Source organism: Roseixanthobacter psychrophilus (assembly GCF_043195195.1).
GTDB lineage: Bacteria > Pseudomonadota > Alphaproteobacteria > Rhizobiales > Xanthobacteraceae > NCEH01.
The window spans coordinates 1-774 of the sequence record NZ_JBAFWT010000159.1; the positions used below are offsets into that span (position 1 = coordinate 1).

Genomic DNA, 774 nt, shown 5'->3' on the forward strand with positions numbered 1-774 from the left:
TCATCGCTCCATCGACAGCGTATGGAGGACATGATGCGCAGGCCACGGGACTTTGACGCGGAACTGAAGGCGCTGGAGGACAAGGCGCAAGACCTGAAGAATCGCAAGGTGCAGCAGCTTGGCGAACTGGTCATCTCGACCGGAGCCGACGCGCTCACCGCCGACGAACTGGCGGGCGCGCTGATCGTGCTGGCCGAAACCAAGGATGCCGGAAAGAAGGAGGCATGGGCGAAACGCGGGGCCGCGTTCTTTCGCAGCAAATCTCGGCGATCTGCTTCGGCGCCTGACCACAACGCGGGAGGCGCTACGGCGCAACCGGGCAGCGCGCAACCGGCGTCAGGCAGCTCGCGCCCGGCATGACATGCGCACGTGGCAGGTCGAGCGCCGCAAACGCACGCGGCATCTGATCGAACTCGGCGGCCTCGTCGTCAAGGCCGGGATCGTCGACCTGACCGGGGACGACCGCATCATGATCTATGGCGCGCTGCTCTGGATGGCCGACAAACTCCAAAGCGACCAAGGCGAACATGCGCGAAGCCTGTGGGCCGATAAGGGGAAGCAGGCGTTCGAGGCGGACCCGGTAACAAACAAGGGGACAGATCGAACTGTTTAAGCAGTTCGTCGTTGATGCCACGACAATGGCATGTCAGCCGCGCGACTGCGTGCGGGGAGCGTCGTTCGAGCATGCGATGGGCGCTGGAAGCGGGGCGACGGAACTCGCGATCCGCCAAGAGGATAACTTACTTCGCGCGCTCGTAAGATAGCCCACCAGCC

2 protein-coding genes are annotated in these 774 nt (G+C 63.8%); both read left to right on the forward strand.

What is annotated here, in order from left to right; translation table 11 throughout:
- Window positions 1–33 precede the first annotated feature (33 nt).
- Window positions 34–360: a conjugal transfer protein TraD gene (locus V5F77_RS28985; protein ID WP_429008501.1), complete on the forward strand. Its 327-nt coding sequence runs from the start codon at window positions 34–36 to the stop codon at window positions 358–360.
- A 1-nt stretch (window position 361) separates the two neighbouring features.
- Window positions 362–613: a conjugal transfer protein TraD gene (locus V5F77_RS28990; RefSeq protein WP_429008500.1), complete on the forward strand. Its 252-nt coding sequence runs from the start codon at window positions 362–364 to the stop codon at window positions 611–613.
- The last annotated feature ends 161 nt before the right edge of the window (window positions 614–774 follow it).

Bases quoted from the DNA above. Each gene is read 5' to 3' on its own strand.
- V5F77_RS28985 (WP_429008501.1), top strand. From the start codon at position 34: ATGCGCAGGCCACGGGACTTTGACGCGGAACTGAAGGCGCTGGAGGAC.
- V5F77_RS28990 (WP_429008500.1), top strand. From the start codon at position 362: ATGCGCACGTGGCAGGTCGAGCGCCGCAAACGCACGCGGCATCTGATC.